We start from the raw sequence: 18,428 nt of genomic DNA, 5'->3' as shown, positions 1-18,428 counted from the left end.
TAGAACAAATCTATAAGAGGTGAAGTATGGATAAAGATGAAAATGATATAACGATATATACATATGATCCTCAAGGTAGAATGTCTAGCGTGTCAATTGGAAATGTAAGAATAGAAAAAGCTGATTCTAATAACAGTTTAAATAGTAATGAATTAAACTTGTTAAATAAAAAAGATAAGTATAATGATGAAGATTTAGAAATAATTAGTATCACTGCTGATACAGACTCATTAAAAGAGCACAAGGATAGTGATAATAATAGTCAAACAAAAATTTTAGATTCAGAAAAGGAAAGTGATTGTGGTACGTTTGATTGTATGGGTAAAAATGATGATTTTTGTTGTATAATTACCTAACATCATATGAAAACGTTTAAACAATTTAGGTAATTAATGAAATCGCAAGCATCTATAAATGGTAAAATATGGCAGCGTAGAAGCGTTAACGAGGAGATAGTCATAGAATTATGCCGTAGTTTTAAAATCAGTGATTTGCTTGCTAGAATGATATCTTTAAGGATTGATGATATAGCTAAGGCAGAAGATTTTTTAATGCCGAAAATCAAGAATTTGCTTCCTGATCCTTTCCATCTACTTGATATGCAAAAGGCAGTAGATAGAGCTATTAAAGCTATCTTAAATAAGCAAAAAATATGTATATTTGCCGATTATGACGTCGATGGTGCTACTTCGTCAGCATTACTTAAAAATGTTTTCAAAGATTTAAATATTGTTTGTGATATTTATGTCCCTGATCGTATAGCTGAAGGGTACGGTCCTACTCCTTCTGCTATGCAAAAAATTAAAGATAACGGCACTGAATTATTAATAACAGTTGATTGTGGTGCGATGGCTCATGAAGCCTTGAAATACGCAAAGGATGCAGGGCTTGACGTAATCGTTATTGATCATCATATAGCTACTGAAATATTACCTGAAGCGGTAGCTATAGTGAATCCGAATCGTGTTGATGAGACAAGTGAATGTAAACATCTTGCAGCTGTAGGGGTTGCTTTTTTATTTGCAACTGGGATATTATCAGATTTAAAGAAGCAAAATTATTTTGAGAAAACTCTTCCGCCTAATTTGATGAAATATTTGGATTTGGTGGCTCTTGGTACTGTGTGCGATATGGTAAAGCTTATTGGGTTAAACCGTGCTTTTGTATCGAGCGGCTTAAAAATAATGCATCAAAGGCAAAATATCGGCATTAAAACGTTATATGATATGGCAGGGCTTAATGAAATCCCAAAATGTTATCATTTAGGTTTTATTTTAGGCCCGCGTATTAATGCTGGCGGTAGAGTAGGAAAATCAAGTTTAGGTGCTAATCTATTATCTACCAATTGCTCTAATGAAGCTCTTAAATTAGCTGAGGAGCTTGAGAAGCATAATAATGAACGTAAAGTCATTGAAATGCTGATGATAGAAGAAGCAATGGAAATGGCTAAGACACAGCAAGATAATAGTTTATTATTTATTGTTAAAGAAGGATGGCATCCCGGTGTTATAGGTATTGTTGCAGGAAGACTTAAAGAGAAGTTTGATAAGCCGGTAGCAGTTATAGCCCTAAATGACGGAATTGGTAAAGCATCATGTCGCTCTATTTTAGGTATTGATTTTGGTGCTGAGATTATTAATGCTAAAGTCAAAAATTTACTAATTACAGGCGGAGGACACGCCATGGCAGCAGGTTTTACAGTAGTTGCCGAAAAAATACAAGAATTACAAGAATTTTTAAATAACGCTTTTAGAATTAGTCTAAATAGACTAGAAAATTATAAGCAAGCAGAATATGATCTTGATTTAAGTCTTAGTAGCGTCCGCTTACCTTTAATGGAGGAATTAAGTACTTTGGAGCCTTTTGGTCAAGGTAATTATGAACCTATATTTAAATTTGATAATTTATTTGTATTAAAAGCGGATATAGTGGGAAGTAAGCATATTAGATGCTTGTTTGCTCCGAATAAAAAAAGTTCCAGTAGTAAAGCATTACAAGCTATTGCTTTTAATTCGTTAGGTACTTCATTTGAAGAGGTATTACTTAGTCCTAAAGCACATAATATTTCAGTATTAGGAACATTAAAGACAAATAATTGGCAAAATAATTATACTATTCAGTTAATTATAAAAGATGTAATAATAACTTAAAAATGATGTTTATAAGCAATTTTAAAAAAATAAAAGATGCTTCTACAAAAATTTCAAAAGATTTAGCCAAAGTCGAAGAGCATTATCAAAACTATCCCCATCCATTTAGAGATCCAAATCAAGAAAAAGAACGTTTACTTAATGTTTGCGGTGAGTTTTTAGGAGAGTTAAATCATTTTTTATATAAAGGTAAAGAAAATTTTGATAATGATTTTAGATGTCTAATAGCTGGTGGCGGTACAGGTGATTCGGCTATTTATCTTGCAGATCAGCTGAAAAATAAAAATGCCGAGATAATATATTTGGATTTAAACAAGTCTAGTATGGAAGTAGCACAAAAACGTGCTGAAATACGTGGTCTTAAAAACATCAAATGGGTTAACGATTCTATATTAAATATACCTAATCTAAAACTTGGAAAATTTGATTACATAAATTGTACCGATGCACTTAATCATTTAGCAAATCCCGATATGGGATTAAAAAATCTAAAGGATTCTTTAAAGCCAGAAGGTGGTATGGGTTTGATGGTATACGCAAAATATGGTCGTACCGGTGTTTATCAGATTCAAGATTTAATGAATATGGTGAATAAAGATGCTAAAAACCGTGTCGAAGAGGTGATAAACGGAAAATTAATTTTAGATAATTTGCCTGCTACCAATTGGCATAAAAGAGGTTGGGAATTATTTTCAAATTATAAAAATTTGAGTGAAGCTGAAGTTTATGACATGTTTTTGCATAAACGAGATAAAGCCTATTCTATTCCTGAGTTATATAAACTTGTAGAAAATGCCAGTTTAAATTTTGTTGATTATCTTGATCCGATTGAGAAAGTTTTATTAAAACCAGAAAATTATATAAAAGATTCATCCCTTTTGCAAAAAATTAAGAAAATGGATAAAGTAGCTCAAGAAGCAATTTGTGAAATACTTACTGGTAATATTACTAAACACTCTTTTTATATATCAAATCAAAAAGATAGTGTAGCATCACTTGATGATCTTGATAATGTGCCTTATTTCTATAATATCACTAATTTTGCTAAACAAATTTATGAGTATCTAGAATCTAATGCTTCAACAATAAGTAATGTTATTAATTTTACTATTAATAATGGCGTATTAAATAATGTTAATATCTCAATGTCGATATTAGCTAATACTAAATACATATTTAAATATATGGCAGAGGAAAGAAGCTTAGGAGAGATATTTGATATAGTGCGTAAAGAATTAAATAAAGATATAAGCAATAAAGCATTATTAAACGAAGTCAAAAATGTATTTGCCCCGTTACTTAGTACAAATATTTTGTTATTAAAGTCAAAAAGTTTATAAAGAGTATTGTTGACATTTCTGAAATCTTAATTATCTTTAAGTAAATAATTTTGGAGTAAAAAAATGGTAAGAGAAATTACTATAGGGGGACAAGAACCCGAAAAACAAAATAAAGAAGAAATAAAATTTAATGATATCGGGATAAAATTAACAGAAGTTAATAATAATTTTGATAAAATAATAGAGAGTTTAAAAAAAGCAATAAGTAAAGATCCAACAAACAAAGCTCTTTTAAATGCTATGAAAGATTTTAATATTATTAGTGAAGAATTCAAAAATCATACTGAAAATGTCAAAAATAATATTGATGAAATTATCTCGTCACCTATAAAAAATTTAGCTGAACATTTAGAAAAAAATACTCCGCTTGGTAAGTTACAAAAGTTTGTAACTGATCAAGCAGAAAAAGCACAAGAAAAATTGCATGGTTTTGTAGGTGAAAATAAGATTTTGAAAGCTGCATGGGGAGTTGTACTTGCTGGATGTGAAGTAATAAAAGTTACTGTTAGTGCAGCTGTAAATTCTGCTATAGCCAATGGTAAGCTTGCTACAAGTGTAAAGGATTTTGGGGCAGCAGTTAGTGATTCATTACAAAAAAGCCCAGCAACTGGTAGAGTACGTTAATTTATTGTAAATTGTGATTTATTCTATAGTACCGGACAGTTTTAAAAAAGTCTCGTCATTGCGAGGAAATTATCAAATAATTGACGAAGCAATCTAGTTAAAAAATACTAATAAAATTAGTATTTTTTATTATTTTCTGGATCTAGTTCCCAAGCCACGGCATGACAGAAATGGAGCTGATCCAAGCAAGCAGCTCTTAAGCAGTAGTAGCAACAAGTATATATTCTACAAAAACTTGTCTTATCTCAAGCTGTCTGTGATTATGGAATAAATATCTATTAAAGAAGTAACTTGTTAAGCTTAAAGCTTGCCTTTTTTCTTCTAAGGTAATTTTGTCATTACCAGATAGCAGAAATTTTGGCAAAGGTAATAATTTATCTTTATAAGGTGTTCCTACCTCATATGATACAGCTCTGCCTGATTTAGGTGATAGATAAGCTAAATCTTGTGTAGTATTGCTAACACCGCATTTAGTAAAGTCAAGTTCATAGCCCATTTCAGCAAGCAGTGCTAGCTCAAAATTAATATAATCATGAAAACAAAAATTTTTTGCTAGATTATCCAGATAGTTTATTAGCAATGAGAAAAAATTATAATGCTCTTCTCTTTCGTGAAATAACTCTTTGATTAAAGATATGACGGAATTAAAAGCATATAGCTTAGCTTTATTTATAATAAAATGACCGGTATAAGATTTGACAAGCTCGCATTTGGCAATTCCGATATGTTCATGAAGTCTTGCTTGCCATAAAAAATCTACTACATTACCTTCTTGATATATAAACTTGCTTTTTTTCGAAGATTCTTTTGCAACACCTGAATATAAACCATGATTTTTGGTAAAAACTGTAATAATAAACGTATTTTCCTTTAATGGTTTTTTAGCAATTATTACTCCTATATCTTTTATGTTCATGGTTTTTTTATTACTTAATGTCACCCCGTGGCTTGACCACGGGGTCTTTTATTACAGGTTATAAGATCCCGCGATCAAGTCGTGGGATGACAGATACAGCTGTTTCTTCGCCTCGTCTGAGTTACCCGTATATACTATATTTTTATAATTTAGTTTCATTGCAGTAAACAAAGCTGCATGGTCATCATCAATATCCACAATAACATCTATAACTTTTTTAGGAAATTCTTTTTGTAAAGTTTCAAGCATATGATCAACTACTAACATACCATAATATTTTACACTGCTTTCAGAATTTGTTAATATATACTCACCTTGTGCAGAAGATAAAAAATCTCGTGCATCTTCCAAATTTTCCACCTTATAAACTACACTCATTTTATTATCTCTTTTAATTTTATTCATCCACCACGGGATGACAGGGTTGGAACAAGACCTATGCATGAATAACCTAACTACTCTCTGCCATAAGCTTATGAGCTTCATTATCCTCAAGCCATTCAGCATTTTCTATCAAATATTGCTCTTGAAACTTGGCAAGTTTTGGATCAGGCTCCCCTGATAAATTTTTAAGTCCCTCAAACAAAATACCTAAAAAGCCGATATTATTCTTTTCGCAATAATTTTGCATATCTTCTATATGATTTTTGCGATCATCAACAAACACGATAAAACTAGCTTGTAGCTCTTTAGAAAATTTGGCTAAAGTACCACTTTTTGAATGGTTACCTGTTATAAATATTCCTTTATAAAAAACTGCCTCATCTTTTTTAGCTGGACTAAAAATTGCCAATTTTTCATTGTCAGAAAATTCTATACCTAAACTTTTTAATTCTTCATATCGCCATTCTTGCATGGATGGAATATTGCCAAATTTCCCTGTACTCATCTGTGTAAGGGCATAAACGAAATAATTTTTTTTAAGAGTATTTAAAACCTGCACCCATTCTTCATCAATCAGTATCACTTTCCGCTGCAAACGCCAATTACTGACAATCTCTTCAAAATTATCATAATTACTTTTGTTTGCCTTAATTCTATCAAGCATTTGATTATAGGGCGGTTTTCTAAAAGTAACTGATTTCGGTGTTATAATAGTATCGTCTACATCTAGAAAAATTAATGCCTCGGCGGGGATATTTTTTATTAACTCAAGAATTTCTGAAGCTGAGCTAGCAACTGGAAATGAGGAGGTGATGTTGTGCATATATTATTATTTATGTGTTTAAGTTTTTCCGTCATTGCGAGGAAAGGCAAAGCCTTGACGCGGCAATCTCAGGAGTCTTACTTCATGAGATTGCCACGCTCATTTCATTCGCTCGCAATGACGGTGCTGGACAAGTCGCAGGATGACATTTTGAGAACCCTTATTCCCCTTGGGCTAAGCTATATCCAGCTTTACCATCAAACTCAAAAAGATTTTCTACTTTGATAAAGTCGATATTTGCTTTGCTTAAGGTCTCAAGTAATTTTGTTATATCTAAATGCTTTAATTCTTTTCCGTCTTTAGCCATAAAACGACAACACCAATGATCGGATATGGTCTCGAATCTTGTATCACGAGGCCATAATTTCAGTCCTTTAGAAGAGATTGTTTTCAGCTCAAAATTACCGAGATCAAGCTTATTTACCTTATCAGCTATATCATGAGCAGAAGCGACATTCATATTTACAAATATATCCGTGCCGACTAATTTTTTCGATTCTTTAGTGTTGATTTTATATGTGGTATTACTTTCCTGCTTTTTAGTAACTAACGGATAATCTGCTTTAGCTAATTTCTCTGGCTTCTGACCTAGCCTTTTTACTACTTCCTCGGCGAATTCTTTTGTGCCGACCTTTTTAGTAGAATGGTCTTTATTATATATATCTGCTGTATGCATGCCATCTTCTATAGTCTTCTTCCAAGCATTTTCGATTAGAGTGGCAATATCACCCTGCCCTATATGCACTAACATCATTATAGCAGCATTTAATAGCCCTGATGGGTTTGCGATGTCTTGACTTGCAATATCAGGAGCACTTCCGTGTACTGCTTCAAACATTGCATAATGCTCTCCGATATTGGCAGAACCAGCTAAGCCTACCGAACCTGAAATTTCAGCTGCTACGTCAGAAATAATATCACCATACAAATTAGAAGTTACGATAACATCAAATATTTCCGGTTTAGTCGCAAGCCTTGCAGTGCCGATATCGATAATATAATGTTCATTATTGATTTGCGGATATTCTTTGGCAATTTCATTAAATACTTTATGAAAAATCCCATCGGAAAATTTCATGATATTATCCTTACTTAAACAAGTAACTTTTTTGCGGTTATTTTTTACTGCATACTCAAAGGCATATCTGATAATTTTCTCGCAACCGGTACGGCTAATAAGCTTAACTGATTCATACATATTATGCGTCTGGCGGTATTCTATACCGGCATATAAATCTTCCTCATTCTCACGTATGATAGTTAGGTTTAGATTTGGATGCTGAGTTTTAGTAAAAGGATGAAACGAAACAGAGGGGCGAATATTAGCAAAAAGTTGTAATGTTTTACGAATCGTAACATTTAGGCTTTTATATCCTCCTCCTTGCGGCGTAGTAATCGGAGCTTTAAGTATAATTCCCGTGCGTTCTATCGACTCCCAACTTTGTTCACTTATACCTGAACTATAATGCTTTACATAGAGTTTTTCCCCTACTTCTATAGTTTCTAAACGGATTCGTGCTTCAGCTTTACGTAATATATAAAGCACGACTTCCATTATTTCAGGACCTATACCATCCCCATATGCAATTGTAATCGGTGTAAATTCTGCCATATTGATACTTATTAATAATTATAATTGATTTGGACTTCTTTTAATCTCTCATTCAATATAAAAGTTACTTCAGAAGTTATATTTAAATTATCTTTTGCATATAAAATTTGAGCACTTGGAATGACTAAATTAACGCTATATTTTTCTGCAAGCTCACTAATTATTGTAATCGTTAATTCATGAATTTTACTCATAGCTTCAGCATGAGCTTGCTCAAGTCTTGCTTTTTTACTCTGAATTTCTTTTTTTACTTCAGTAACTTTTTCATAAAATTCGCTTACTTTCTTTTCAAACTCATCTTCACTTAAAGAAGAACGTTCTTTCATCACGCTTTCTTCCATAGGCTTAAATTCTGCTTCTTTTGTGTTAATATCTTCTTGAATTTTTTGATTAATTTTTTCAACTTTATTACGCAAATTTTTTATAGCCATTGACCCTTCTAAAATCGATTGAACATCAACAATAGCCACTCTAACTTTAAAATTATCTTCTTTATTTGGCAACTCTGCTTGAGCAAAATATGAAAAACTTATTATTAAAAGCAACCCTAATAATCTATACTGCACGATATAACTCTGTTTTTATTAAATAGACCGTTATTGTCATTGCGAGGAGATGCAACGCATCGACGCGGCAATCTCATAAAGCAATATAAACCTCCTGAGATTGCCACGTCGAAACTTACAGTTTCTCCTCGCAATAACGAATAATCTAAAACACTCCACTAATCAAGAATAAATAACATAATATGATTTGTCTAGTCTGAATGTTCTGCTAACATTGGCACATCCTGCTGCCATTCTCCATCATCAGATTTATAACTTCCTTGATCATCGCCCATACTAACATCCTTATCACTATTACTATCTTCAAGCTCTGGTTCTGTCAAAGGTTCTTCCAAGTTAACATTATCAACCATATGAATTTTATTAAGCTCCCTTAAAGCGTCAAAAGCAATCTTAAAACTTGTATCTTTCGACTCTATTAATACAGCTTTCATTCCAGCTTTCTTTGCAGCCTCTACATTATATAATGTATCTTCAATTAATAATACATTTGCCGGATTTGTTACTCCTACTTTTTGCATAGCTTCTTCTATATGCTTCTGTTTGTCACAAACAGGATGAACCATATAATATTGCTTTAGAGCTTCTGGCAAATAAGACACTATATGTAGCTTTTCCACATCTTCTTTAAGTATTTTTGTCATAGCATATTCTACTGCTTGTGGGTAATCGTTAAATGATACTAAAGCCACCTCATACTCAGATAACCAAGCCTTTTTTATTAAAGTTACTAGTCTTTTTTCATTCCTCCAACCTAAAGACGGATTTCTCAAAAACTCATCTGTATACTGTATTTTTAGTTTTTCGGTGATAGATATTCCAAATTTATGATCTATAGTTAATTTCTCACCAAGGTAATTATGTAAACTCTTGAAAAATATTGTTCCGTCAACATCAAGACATAATAGTTTTTTTTGCTTCATAAATGGAATTGTAAAAGTTAATATATATTGTTCTTTAAATTGAATTCATGAGTTTTACAAGAAGTTTATTCCAATTTTTGCTATTTTGGTATATAATGCAGAAAACTATTGTAAACTTGTGAGAATTTTTAAAGATGACATCTATTCGTAATATAGCAATTATTGCCCACGTTGATCATGGGAAAACCACGCTTGTTGACAACATGCTTAAACAAAGTGGCACTTTTAGAGCTAACCAACAAGTAGCCGAACGTGCTATGGACTCTAACGACCTTGAGCGTGAACGTGGGATTACCATACTTGCAAAATGTACTGCCCTTATGTGGGGTGATGTACGTATCAATATAGTAGACACACCAGGACACGCTGACTTTGGCGGTGAAGTAGAACGCATACTTAGCATGGTTGACGGCGTTATGCTACTTGTTGATGCATCAGAAGGACCAATGCCACAAACAAAATTTGTGCTTTCTAAAGCCTTAAAGCTTGGTTTAAAACCTATCGTTGTTATCAATAAGATCGATAGAGATGACCAAAGAATAAATAAAGTTATTGATGAAGTATACGAGCTATTTGTAGCGTTAGAAGCAAATGATGATCAGCTTAATTTCATAGATAAAATAGTTTATGCTTCAGGTAGAGCAGGAAGAGCTTCATTAAATTTTGATGAAACGATAAATCCTTTAGACAATTTAGCAGATGATCTTGCACCTTTATTTGACCTAATAGTAAAGCATGTACACGCTCCTATAGCTGATGCTAAAGCACCTTTTTCTATGCTTGTTACTACTAGAGAATTCAACCCTTTCTTCGGTAGAATTTTAACCGGTAGAGTACAAAGCGGTAGCGTTAAGGTTAACCAAAATATTAAAGTACTAAACCGTGAAAATAAAGTACTTGAAAATGGGCGAATCACTAAAATATTAGCCTTTAGAGGACTCGAGAGAATCGCTATAGATGAGGCTACAGCCGGTGATATTATCGCCATTGCTGGTGCTGAAAATGCTAACGTTGCCGATACGATATGTGCACCTGAAGTAACTGAGGCACTGCCATCACTACCGATTGATCCACCAACCCTATCTATGACCTTTAGCGTTAATGACTCACCACTTGCAGGTAAAGAGGGTACGAAAGTTACATCAAGCTTAATTGGCAGCAGATTGATGCGTGAGCTTGAGAGTAACGTAGCCCTTAAAGTAACCGAAGCACCTGGATCAAACGCTTTCCAAGTTGCAGGACGTGGAGAATTACAGCTTGGTATCTTAATCGAGACTATGCGTCGTGAAGGCTTTGAATTATCAATCAGTAGACCAGAAGTATTATTCCAAACAGGCGAAAACGGCAATAAACAAGAACCTATGGAAGAAATCCAAGTTGACGTTGACGATGATTATGTTGGTGTGGTCGTAAGCTCCTTATCGCTTAGAAAATGCGAAATGACCGATATGAGACCATCAGGTGGCGGCAAAAGCCGTGTTACCTTTATCGGTCCATCAAGAGGTTTAATTGGTTATCACAGCCAATTCTTAACTGAAACTCGTGGTACTGGTATCATGAACCGTATTTTCCATGGCTATGCTGATTATAAAGGCACTATCGAAGGGAGGACTAAGGGCGTACTTATCTCTAACGGCGATGGTGACGCTGTTGCTTACGCTTTATGGAATCTGGAAGATAGGGGAAAAATGTTTATCAATCCAGGTGACAAAGTATATAGAGGGATGATTATCGGTGAACATAGCCGTGATAACGATTTGGAGGTAAATCCGCTTAAGGCTAAACAGCTAAGCAACGTCAGAGCATCCGGTAAAGATGAGGCTATTAAATTAACCCCACCAATGCTTTTAACTTTAGAGCAAGCAATCAGCTATATACAGGATGATGAGCGAGTTGAGGTAACACCGAAATCTATCCGCTTACGTAAAGCTCTACTCGACCCCAATGATCGTAAAAGAGCTGGGAAGTAAAGAATTATTATTGCATAAATCGAAAAACATTCTTGGTGTCATCCCGTAGCGGCATTGTTGCGTGAATCAGTTTTCCAGTTGTCATCCCGCGAGCTTGTAGCGGGATCCAGTTAAAAATACTAATAAAATTAGTATTTTTTATTATTTTTTGGATGCCGTGGTCAAGCAACTAGATGACATCGAAAGTGCTTTTCGATCCACGTGACAATGCCTCCCGTGGCTTGTCCAATAGTACCGGACAGTTATTATTCTATGTCATTCTTAGCAACGGCGGGAATCCAGCATAAAGCGAGATAAATCGAGCTTTTATATTCTAAAAAATTACTGTATTTAGACTTTTTTTTTCCTGGATTCCCGCTTTCGCGGGAATGACATACAAAGTCACCTACATCTGAATAAAATATAACATTTTTTTAATAATTGTCCGGTACTATAGGCTTGTCCACGGGATCCAGTAAAAAAATACAAAAAACTTGATTTATCTCGATTTATGCTGGATGTATACCATTGATACTTCAAGATTTGGCAAGCCAAATTTCGGGATTCGTCTTTGCTTACGTACTTCTGTACGCTCCGCAGACTCACCGCTTATTTGACTTACCAACTTTTGAAGTATCTGCGGTATATATGCTTTTCAAGCTACACAACAGCTTTACAATTCTTTATCAGGCAAAAAGCCCCCAATTTGAGAGTCCCATAAAGTCTTATATAACCCGTTACGATCTAGTAGCTCGTTATGGCTGCCGTCTTCGACAATTCTACCTTTATCAAAAACAATAATCCTATCCATATGCAAGAGCGTTGATAAACGGTGGGCAATTACTATAGTTGTTTTTCCCTGCATTAAATCCCATAAGCTTTTTTGAATATATTCCTCAGTCACAGAATCTAGTTGTGAAGTGGCTTCATCTAAAATCAAAATTGGAGCATTTTTAAGGATAGCTCTAGCGATTGCTATTCTCTGTCTTTGTCCGCCTGATAGCTTGATACCTCGCTCACCAACTAACGACTCATAGCCCAAGGATAATTTTTTAATAAACTCATGTGCATAAGCTTTTTTAGCAGCCTCTATTACTTCTGCATCTGAAGCATCAGGTCTACCATATCTAATATTTTCCATAAGGCTGCGATGAAAAAGTGAAGCTTCTTGCGGTATTACGCCTATATTATTACGTAGCGACTCTCGCGTAATTTCTTTAATATCTTGATCGTCAATAGCTATTTTTCCTTCTGCTATATCATACATTCTAAGGATCAAATTAACAAAAGTTGTCTTGCCACTTCCGGAATAACCTACCAGTCCTACTTTTCCTCCTGGCTTGATTACTAACGATTTATTTTGAAATAACGGCGTAGTATTTTTATATTGGAATTTTACTTTATTAAAAATTATCTCTCCCTTTTTAATTATCAAATTCTTGGCATTAGGTTTGTCAATTATTTCAAGCGGAGTTAAAGCAATATCAAGCCCCTGCCTCGTTTCACCTACTGCTCTAGAAAATTTTAAAATATCGCGAGATAAAGACCATAAAATATCTATAATCGAAATATTAAGAGTTATAAGCAGAGCAAAATCACCAGTAGTAACGACTCCCTGCTTAAAGCCCGATATTAGGAGAATAAAACCAATTATCTGATAGATAACAAATAATACGCCTTGAAAAGCAAACATATATAAAAACCACCAGTCACGTTTTTGGCTAGCTTTTACATATTCATTAAGTTGACCGCTTAATCTTTTTGACTCTATCTTTTTTGAAGCAAATAAATGCACGCTGATAATATTGCTTAAAATATCGACAATATAACCGACTAGTTTTGAGCGTATTTGCGAAGATTCTGCTGATAATTTCTTAGCACGTTTGGCAAAACAAACAGCAGAGATTGTAAAGATAACTACCCAAATACCTAATAAAATCCCAAATTTATAATTTATTGTAGAGACTGTAAAAATGGCTATTATTATTGCTATAAAATTACCAAAAAACTGATTTATTACCGCATATAGTAAATCGGGTATATTACCCATTACGTCTTTTACTTTATTAGCAAGATTGCCGGCAAAATGATTCTGAAATAAATTTTGCGAATGTTGCATCATTTTCTCCATCAGAATATCTGCTATATAACGCTGCATAGGCGAATATAATTTAATGCCGATATAATCTAAAAACCTCCACATAAGGATTATGACTAACGACATGCTAAGATAAAAAATCATCAATCCTGATAACTCACTTACTATATTTTCAGCATTTAATAATGGAATTTTATCAAGCATCAGTTTTAATATATATGGGCGAAGACTCATATCGATTGCCCAAATAATAGCAACGGCAAATTGCCCTAAAATTAACCATTTAAAAGGCTTACAAACTTCAAATATAAAATTAAGTATTGGATTACTTTTCATAAATTTTTAAATTAGAACAGGATAAGTAAATAGTAATAAGTGAGACAGGTTTAGACCGAAATGAACCATCATAGAGCATAATATTTTATTGGTTTTATAGTATGCATAGCCATAGAAAAATCCACAAGTGCTACTTAGAATTACATATGTCAAACCACCTTGAAAATGTGCCACTCCGAATATTAAAGATGCTATAACTAGTGCTAACATTTGTTGTTTCGGTAAAAGATTTTGCAGAGTTCTTTGTATAAATCCCCTAAAAAATACTTCTTCACTAAAACAGATAAAAAAGAAATTATTAATCATCCATATCAGTAATATATCTGGAAGTTTAGGCTCAAATAAAACATAACCGCTTACTAATACTAGAGTTATAATTATTACTATACATGACAATAGCGAAAATAATGTATATTTAATTAGACCTATTGCATAACTTGCTTCTAAAGGTAATTTGGGTGTCGATCCTAGCCCCTTATCCTCACGTACTAATGTGTACGCTGCGGTGCTGTGCTTCGTGTCTCCTACAAATTCCTCTTTATTAGCTACGTTATCCAATAGGTCTATTATTTCGTTACTTCCTTGTTTTTCTGAAATATATAGATTACTCATAGCAAAAATTATTAATGCCGGCATTACCTTATCAAAATTCAAATACATTGAAAATGGCATGGAAGCTTTAGATAATTGTAAATTACTAATCGCAATTACGTTAAAAAATCCAAGAACTTTATGGAAAGTAAATGCCGCAAAGCAAACCGAGGTTAATATAAATAATAATGTTCTTATTACTTTATTCAGCTGTGGGAAATTGAAATAAGTATAAGTGATAGCAGAAAAAACAGCTAACGCACCAAGCCCGATAATATTTATTATGCCTTGATAAAAAGCTGATAAGACCGTAATGCTCATAACCGAATACATGACTCGTTTATTAGAGCAGAATAAGAAAATCATTATTGTTGTGATGAGCAAAATATAAGTTGTATTTAGAGCTTGCATAAAAATATGTTTTTAATAAATTAAGAATTATATGTCATTGTTGCGTGGATCGAGAGTCGTCATTGCGAGCGAATGAAATGAGCGTGGCAATCCAGAAAAAATAATAAAAAATGCTATAAATTAGCATTTTTTAACTAGATTGCTTCGTTAATTACTTCGTAATTTCCTCGCAATGACGGAAAAACTAATCTACGCAACAATGTCACCACGAGATAACAGAGTAATACAATAAATAACACCAAGTTTTCATCATTATTTAATCTTCAACAATCTAACGCTATGTCTACCGCCCTCGAATTTAGTAGCTAGAAATTTATCTATAATATTAAATACCTCTCCTTGATCTAGGATTTTTGCACCCAACACCAAAATATTAGCATCGTTATGAGCTTTAGCACTCTCAGCTGTTGACACATTAACACATAAAGCCGCTCTTATTTCTGAACTACGATTAGCAGCAATCGACATACCAATGCCCGTGTCACCGATTAAAATACCAATGCGAACGAGCTTTTCAATAATATTATTTACTACTTTTTTGGCATAATCAGGATAGTCAACGGATTGCGTATTATGTGTTCCGCAATCGTAAACACTCAAAGATTTTTTTTGTAAATATTCGATAATTATGGATTTAAGTTCATAACCGGAGTGATCACTTGCTATAACAATATCGTAAGTTTTCATAATTAATTTTTTTAATGGAAAATGAATGATAAGAATTATATAATAAGTATAATTTATTGACCAACACAATATAATAATCTTATTAAATATATGAAATACCCTGTTGCATACTCGTTTTATTTGAAAAATTGGCTACGTCATCTTTGCAGCTCCTTCGGTACTCACGTACTAAGTGTGTACGCTCCGTTCCTCGGGCTACAAATTTCTTGCTCTTTTCCAAATAAAACTTCGTATGCTAATTCTCTACTGATTCGGTGTACACTTAGTACTATATTATGCTTTTTTCTAACTGCTTGCGTTGATCAACCTCCTGCCCCAATCGAGTATAAAGAAAGAGGAATTACCGTTAGTAATTCTGGTAATGTTATTGATAATGATGAGGGGATAATAACTAGTAGCACTATAGAAGAAGCTCCTAAATTAGAAGTAAGCGGCTCTTTAGAAGAGCCTGCAATAGAAACTACCGAAGATGATAATGATGCTGTAGTGATTCCTACCACAAAACATGATGAAGAAATAACAAAGTTAATTTTTGAAAAACCTCTGGACGGCGAGATTGTCACCGAGTTTAAAGAGGGGAAGAATAAAGGCATAGATATTGCTGTTTTAGAAGAAAGCAGTGTTAATTCTATAGGCTCAGGAACTGTTATATTTTCAGGAAATAATGCACAATTCGGTAATTTAGTAATCGTTAAATTAGATAAAGATGATCTAGAAGTAGCTTATGCCGGCTTAAAAGATTTATCAGTTAAAAAAGGCGATAAGGTTACTAAAACTAGCATAATCGGGCATGTGGAAGATAAGCTGTATCTAGCTATGCGTAAAGGCAAAGTAGCAGTTGATCCAACTAAATATATCGCATTCTAAAATGGAACTTATTACTTTAACTAAATATGGTGATCCTCAGAATGTAACAGTCAGAAGAAGCACTCAGGCTAAGAATATAACTATCCGAATTACACATAAAGGGGCTGAGCTTGTATTACCCCTTAAGGTAAAAGCTGAAAAGGGTTATAATTTTTTGCTAAGTAAAGAACATTGGGTTAGGCAAAAATTACACCGTAACATGGCTAAACCTGCCAATGAAGACAATAAGATTTCCATTTTAGGCAAAGATTATCAAATAATTCATACTGATTCACCTGAAAATCAGGTAAAATTACAAAATGACGCATTGGAAGTATATTGCAGCAAAGTACTTAAAAAAATTAGCATTGAAGTATTTTTGAAAAAGAAATTACTATCAGAAATAAAAGCTATAGTAGAAACCATTTCCAAAAAGCATAATTTAATTTATTCTAATATTAGAATAATGAAAAATGTAACTACGAAATGGGGCAGCTGCTCTAGCTGCGGCAATCTTTCTTTTAACTGGCGAATAGTTTTTGCTCCTTATGAGGTCCTAAAATATTTAGTAGCTCATGAAATGGCACATTTAAAGGAAATGAACCATAGCAAAAATTTTTGGCAGCTAGTTGAGGATATTTATCCCGAATACCAACCGGCTAAATTATGGCTAAAAAGAAACGGCAGAAATCTATATAGTTATTTATTATAAAAACAGGTAAAACATATGCACAATTTAGTTACAAGTGAAGAATTTAAACATATAGATAAGCTTATTGATGAGGTTACGTTGTACCATCAACCAACCCTAATAAAAGGAAAAAGGAATAGTGCTATACTTGTTTCTCAAGAAGATTGGGAAGATATACAAGAAACTTTATTAGTAGCATCAAATAAAAAATTAAGTAATTCTTTAATTAAAGGCAAGAATACACCTTATACTGAATGTAGTACCAAATTAGATTAGCCCAAGTGTATACATTATATTATTCCCATGATGCAAAAAAAGATTTTAAGAAAATTGAAAAATCACATCATAAAGATAGTTGCTTACAACTACTTGATTTAATTGCTCAAAATCCATTTCAAATACCACCACCATATAAAAAACTTTCTGGTATATATGAAGGAATGTATTCTCGAAGGATTAATATACAGCATAGATTATTCTACGAAGTTGATGAAAAAAACAAAAGAATAAAAGTACTAAAGATATGGAATCATTATTATGATAATCAAAAAACACAGAGGAATAAATGAATAACGCAACAAAAAGAGTAGTAGTTCCGGCACTTGAAGAAATTTTATACGAGCCTATAAAGGTATTAGATCACGGTTTTATTAGAGTAATCGACTATATGGGTGATGATAGTGCTATAGTACAAGCTGCTCGTGTTTCTTACGGCAAAGGCACAAAACAGCTAAACCAAGATAAAGGGTTGATCAATTATTTGCTACGTCACTATCATACTACGCCTTTTGAGATGTGTGATATTAAGTTTCATATTAAATTACCGATCTTTATTGCAAGACAGTGGATTAGGCATAGAACAGCCAGCGTTAACGAATATTCTGCTAGATACTCAATATTAGGTAATGAGTTTTATTTACCTGAACCACAAAATATTGCCCCGCAATCTAGTACTAATAAACAATGCCGAGAAAGCGATAGCCTACCAAAAGAAGTAGCCGAAAAGGTCCTTAACATATTAGAAGAAGATGCCCGAAATTGTTATAAGCACTATACGGAATTAATGAATACCGACGAAGATGGTAATGTCATAGACGAAAATACTACCGGTATAGCTAGGGAGCTTGCTCGTATGAATTTGACATTAAATTATTATACGGAATGGTATTGGAAAATTAATTTACATAACTTGCTTCACTTCTTAAGGCTACGAGCTGATCCGCACGCTCAATATGAAATTAGAGTTTATGCCGAAAAGATGCTTGATATAGTTAAAGCTTGGGTACCTTTTACTTATGAAGCTTTTGAAGAATATCGTATGTGCGGAGCAAATATTTCTTGTAAAGGTTTAGAAGTGATTAAAAAAATGATAAGCGGTGAAAAAGTTACCCATGAAACTAGCGGAATGACTAAACGAGAATGGGAAGAGCTAATGAAAGTTCTCAAATAGTAAATATTTATTAACTAATTCTTGATGGATA

At 33.2% G+C, this 18,428-nt stretch carries 19 protein-coding genes and 1 pseudogene; 10 read left to right on the top strand and 10 right to left on the bottom strand.

All coding sequences use genetic code 11. The features are described from left to right. Positions 1 to 26 precede the first annotated feature (26 nt). From AAGD49_RS01455 to AAGD49_RS01440, 4 genes are all read left to right on the top strand, one after another. Positions 27 to 356 carry a hypothetical protein gene (locus AAGD49_RS01455; RefSeq protein WP_341788842.1) on the top strand — a complete coding sequence of 110 codons (330 nt, stop codon included), beginning with the start codon at positions 27 to 29 and terminating at the stop codon, positions 354 to 356. 36 nt (positions 357 to 392) lie between these two features. After that, positions 393 to 2,150: a single-stranded-DNA-specific exonuclease RecJ gene (gene recJ / locus AAGD49_RS01450; RefSeq protein WP_341788841.1), complete on the top strand. Its 1,758-nt coding sequence runs from the start codon at positions 393 to 395 to the stop codon at positions 2,148 to 2,150. Between the two features lie 5 nt (positions 2,151 to 2,155). Then, complete coding sequence (locus AAGD49_RS01445; protein WP_410525925.1) at positions 2,156 to 3,490, top strand: class I SAM-dependent methyltransferase; 1,335 nt, start codon at positions 2,156 to 2,158, stop codon at positions 3,488 to 3,490. A 63-nt stretch (positions 3,491 to 3,553) separates the two neighbouring features. Further along, the gene (locus AAGD49_RS01440) at positions 3,554 to 4,114 is read left to right on the top strand and encodes a hypothetical protein (protein WP_341788840.1); all 561 of its coding nucleotides are present in this window, start codon (positions 3,554 to 3,556) and stop codon (positions 4,112 to 4,114) included. A 196-nt stretch (positions 4,115 to 4,310) separates the two neighbouring features. Here AAGD49_RS01440 and recO read toward each other — a convergent pair whose 3' ends face one another. The 6 genes from recO to AAGD49_RS01410 form a co-directional block, all read right to left on the bottom strand. Beyond that, a complete protein-coding gene (recO, locus tag AAGD49_RS01435; protein WP_341788839.1) occupies positions 4,311 to 5,030 on the bottom strand; it encodes a DNA repair protein RecO in 720 nt (239 codons plus the stop codon). A gap of 51 nt (positions 5,031 to 5,081) precedes the next feature. Next, positions 5,082 to 5,408: a hypothetical protein gene (locus AAGD49_RS01430; protein WP_341789261.1), complete on the bottom strand. Its 327-nt coding sequence runs from the start codon at positions 5,406 to 5,408 to the stop codon at positions 5,082 to 5,084. 73 nt (positions 5,409 to 5,481) lie between these two features. After that, on the bottom strand, positions 5,482 to 6,237 hold the full coding sequence (locus AAGD49_RS01425) for a DUF2608 domain-containing protein (RefSeq protein WP_341788838.1): 756 nt from the start codon (positions 6,235 to 6,237) through the stop codon (positions 5,482 to 5,484). A gap of 160 nt (positions 6,238 to 6,397) precedes the next feature. Further along, entirely contained in the window at positions 6,398 to 7,849 is a 1,452-nt protein-coding gene (locus tag AAGD49_RS01420; RefSeq protein ID WP_341788837.1) for an NADP-dependent isocitrate dehydrogenase, read from the bottom strand. 11 nt (positions 7,850 to 7,860) lie between these two features. After that, entirely contained in the window at positions 7,861 to 8,415 is a 555-nt protein-coding gene (locus tag AAGD49_RS01415; protein ID WP_341788836.1) for an OmpH family outer membrane protein, read from the bottom strand. Positions 8,416 to 8,606: 191 nt separating this feature from the next. Next, complete coding sequence (locus tag AAGD49_RS01410) at positions 8,607 to 9,338, bottom strand: hypothetical protein (RefSeq protein WP_341788835.1); 732 nt, start codon at positions 9,336 to 9,338, stop codon at positions 8,607 to 8,609. 134 nt (positions 9,339 to 9,472) lie between these two features. Here AAGD49_RS01410 and typA point away from each other — a divergent pair, with 134 nt between their 5' ends. Next, the gene (gene typA / locus AAGD49_RS01405) at positions 9,473 to 11,308 is read left to right on the top strand and encodes a translational GTPase TypA (protein WP_341788834.1); all 1,836 of its coding nucleotides are present in this window, start codon (positions 9,473 to 9,475) and stop codon (positions 11,306 to 11,308) included. A gap of 499 nt (positions 11,309 to 11,807) precedes the next feature. Here typA and AAGD49_RS01400 read toward each other — a convergent pair. The 4 genes and pseudogenes from AAGD49_RS01400 to rpiB all read right to left on the bottom strand — a co-directional run. Further along, a pseudogene (locus tag AAGD49_RS01400) lies at positions 11,808 to 11,934 on the bottom strand (palindromic element RPE5 domain-containing protein); the annotation flags it as partial. 26 nt (positions 11,935 to 11,960) lie between these two features. Continuing rightward, the gene (locus AAGD49_RS01395) at positions 11,961 to 13,721 is read right to left on the bottom strand and encodes an ABC transporter ATP-binding protein (protein ID WP_341788833.1); all 1,761 of its coding nucleotides are present in this window, start codon (positions 13,719 to 13,721) and stop codon (positions 11,961 to 11,963) included. Between the two features lie 6 nt (positions 13,722 to 13,727). Beyond that, positions 13,728 to 14,633: a type II CAAX prenyl endopeptidase Rce1 family protein gene (locus tag AAGD49_RS01390; RefSeq protein WP_341788832.1), complete on the bottom strand. Its 906-nt coding sequence runs from the start codon at positions 14,631 to 14,633 to the stop codon at positions 13,728 to 13,730. 342 nt (positions 14,634 to 14,975) lie between these two features. Beyond that, positions 14,976 to 15,410, bottom strand: coding sequence for a ribose 5-phosphate isomerase B (gene rpiB / locus AAGD49_RS01385; RefSeq protein ID WP_341788831.1), 435 nt, complete (start codon positions 15,408 to 15,410; stop codon positions 14,976 to 14,978). Positions 15,411 to 15,500: 90 nt separating this feature from the next. Between rpiB and AAGD49_RS01375 the strand changes: the two genes are divergently transcribed. The 5 genes from AAGD49_RS01375 to thyX are packed head-to-tail and all read left to right on the top strand — an operon-like array spanning position 15,501 to position 18,397. After that, the gene (locus AAGD49_RS01375) at positions 15,501 to 16,277 is read left to right on the top strand and encodes a murein hydrolase activator EnvC family protein (RefSeq protein WP_410525914.1); all 777 of its coding nucleotides are present in this window, start codon (positions 15,501 to 15,503) and stop codon (positions 16,275 to 16,277) included. A 1-nt stretch (position 16,278) separates the two neighbouring features. Beyond that, complete coding sequence (locus AAGD49_RS01370; RefSeq protein WP_341788828.1) at positions 16,279 to 16,968, top strand: M48 family metallopeptidase; 690 nt, start codon at positions 16,279 to 16,281, stop codon at positions 16,966 to 16,968. A gap of 15 nt (positions 16,969 to 16,983) precedes the next feature. Then, positions 16,984 to 17,223, top strand: coding sequence for a type II toxin-antitoxin system prevent-host-death family antitoxin (locus AAGD49_RS01365; RefSeq protein ID WP_341788827.1), 240 nt, complete (start codon positions 16,984 to 16,986; stop codon positions 17,221 to 17,223). Between the two features lie 5 nt (positions 17,224 to 17,228). Continuing rightward, complete coding sequence (locus AAGD49_RS01360; RefSeq protein WP_341788826.1) at positions 17,229 to 17,516, top strand: Txe/YoeB family addiction module toxin; 288 nt, start codon at positions 17,229 to 17,231, stop codon at positions 17,514 to 17,516. Beyond that, the gene (gene thyX, locus AAGD49_RS01355; protein ID WP_341788825.1) at positions 17,513 to 18,397 is read left to right on the top strand and encodes an FAD-dependent thymidylate synthase; all 885 of its coding nucleotides are present in this window, start codon (positions 17,513 to 17,515) and stop codon (positions 18,395 to 18,397) included. The genes AAGD49_RS01360 and thyX overlap by 4 nt, the downstream gene beginning before the upstream one ends. Positions 18,398 to 18,428 lie beyond the last annotated feature (31 nt).

It is taken from the genome of Rickettsia endosymbiont of Lasioglossum villosulum (assembly GCF_964026455.1).
GTDB lineage: Bacteria > Pseudomonadota > Alphaproteobacteria > Rickettsiales > Rickettsiaceae > Rickettsia.
The sequence above is the reverse complement of the archived record's forward strand: the minus strand, read 5'-3'. Positions and strand labels throughout refer to the sequence as shown.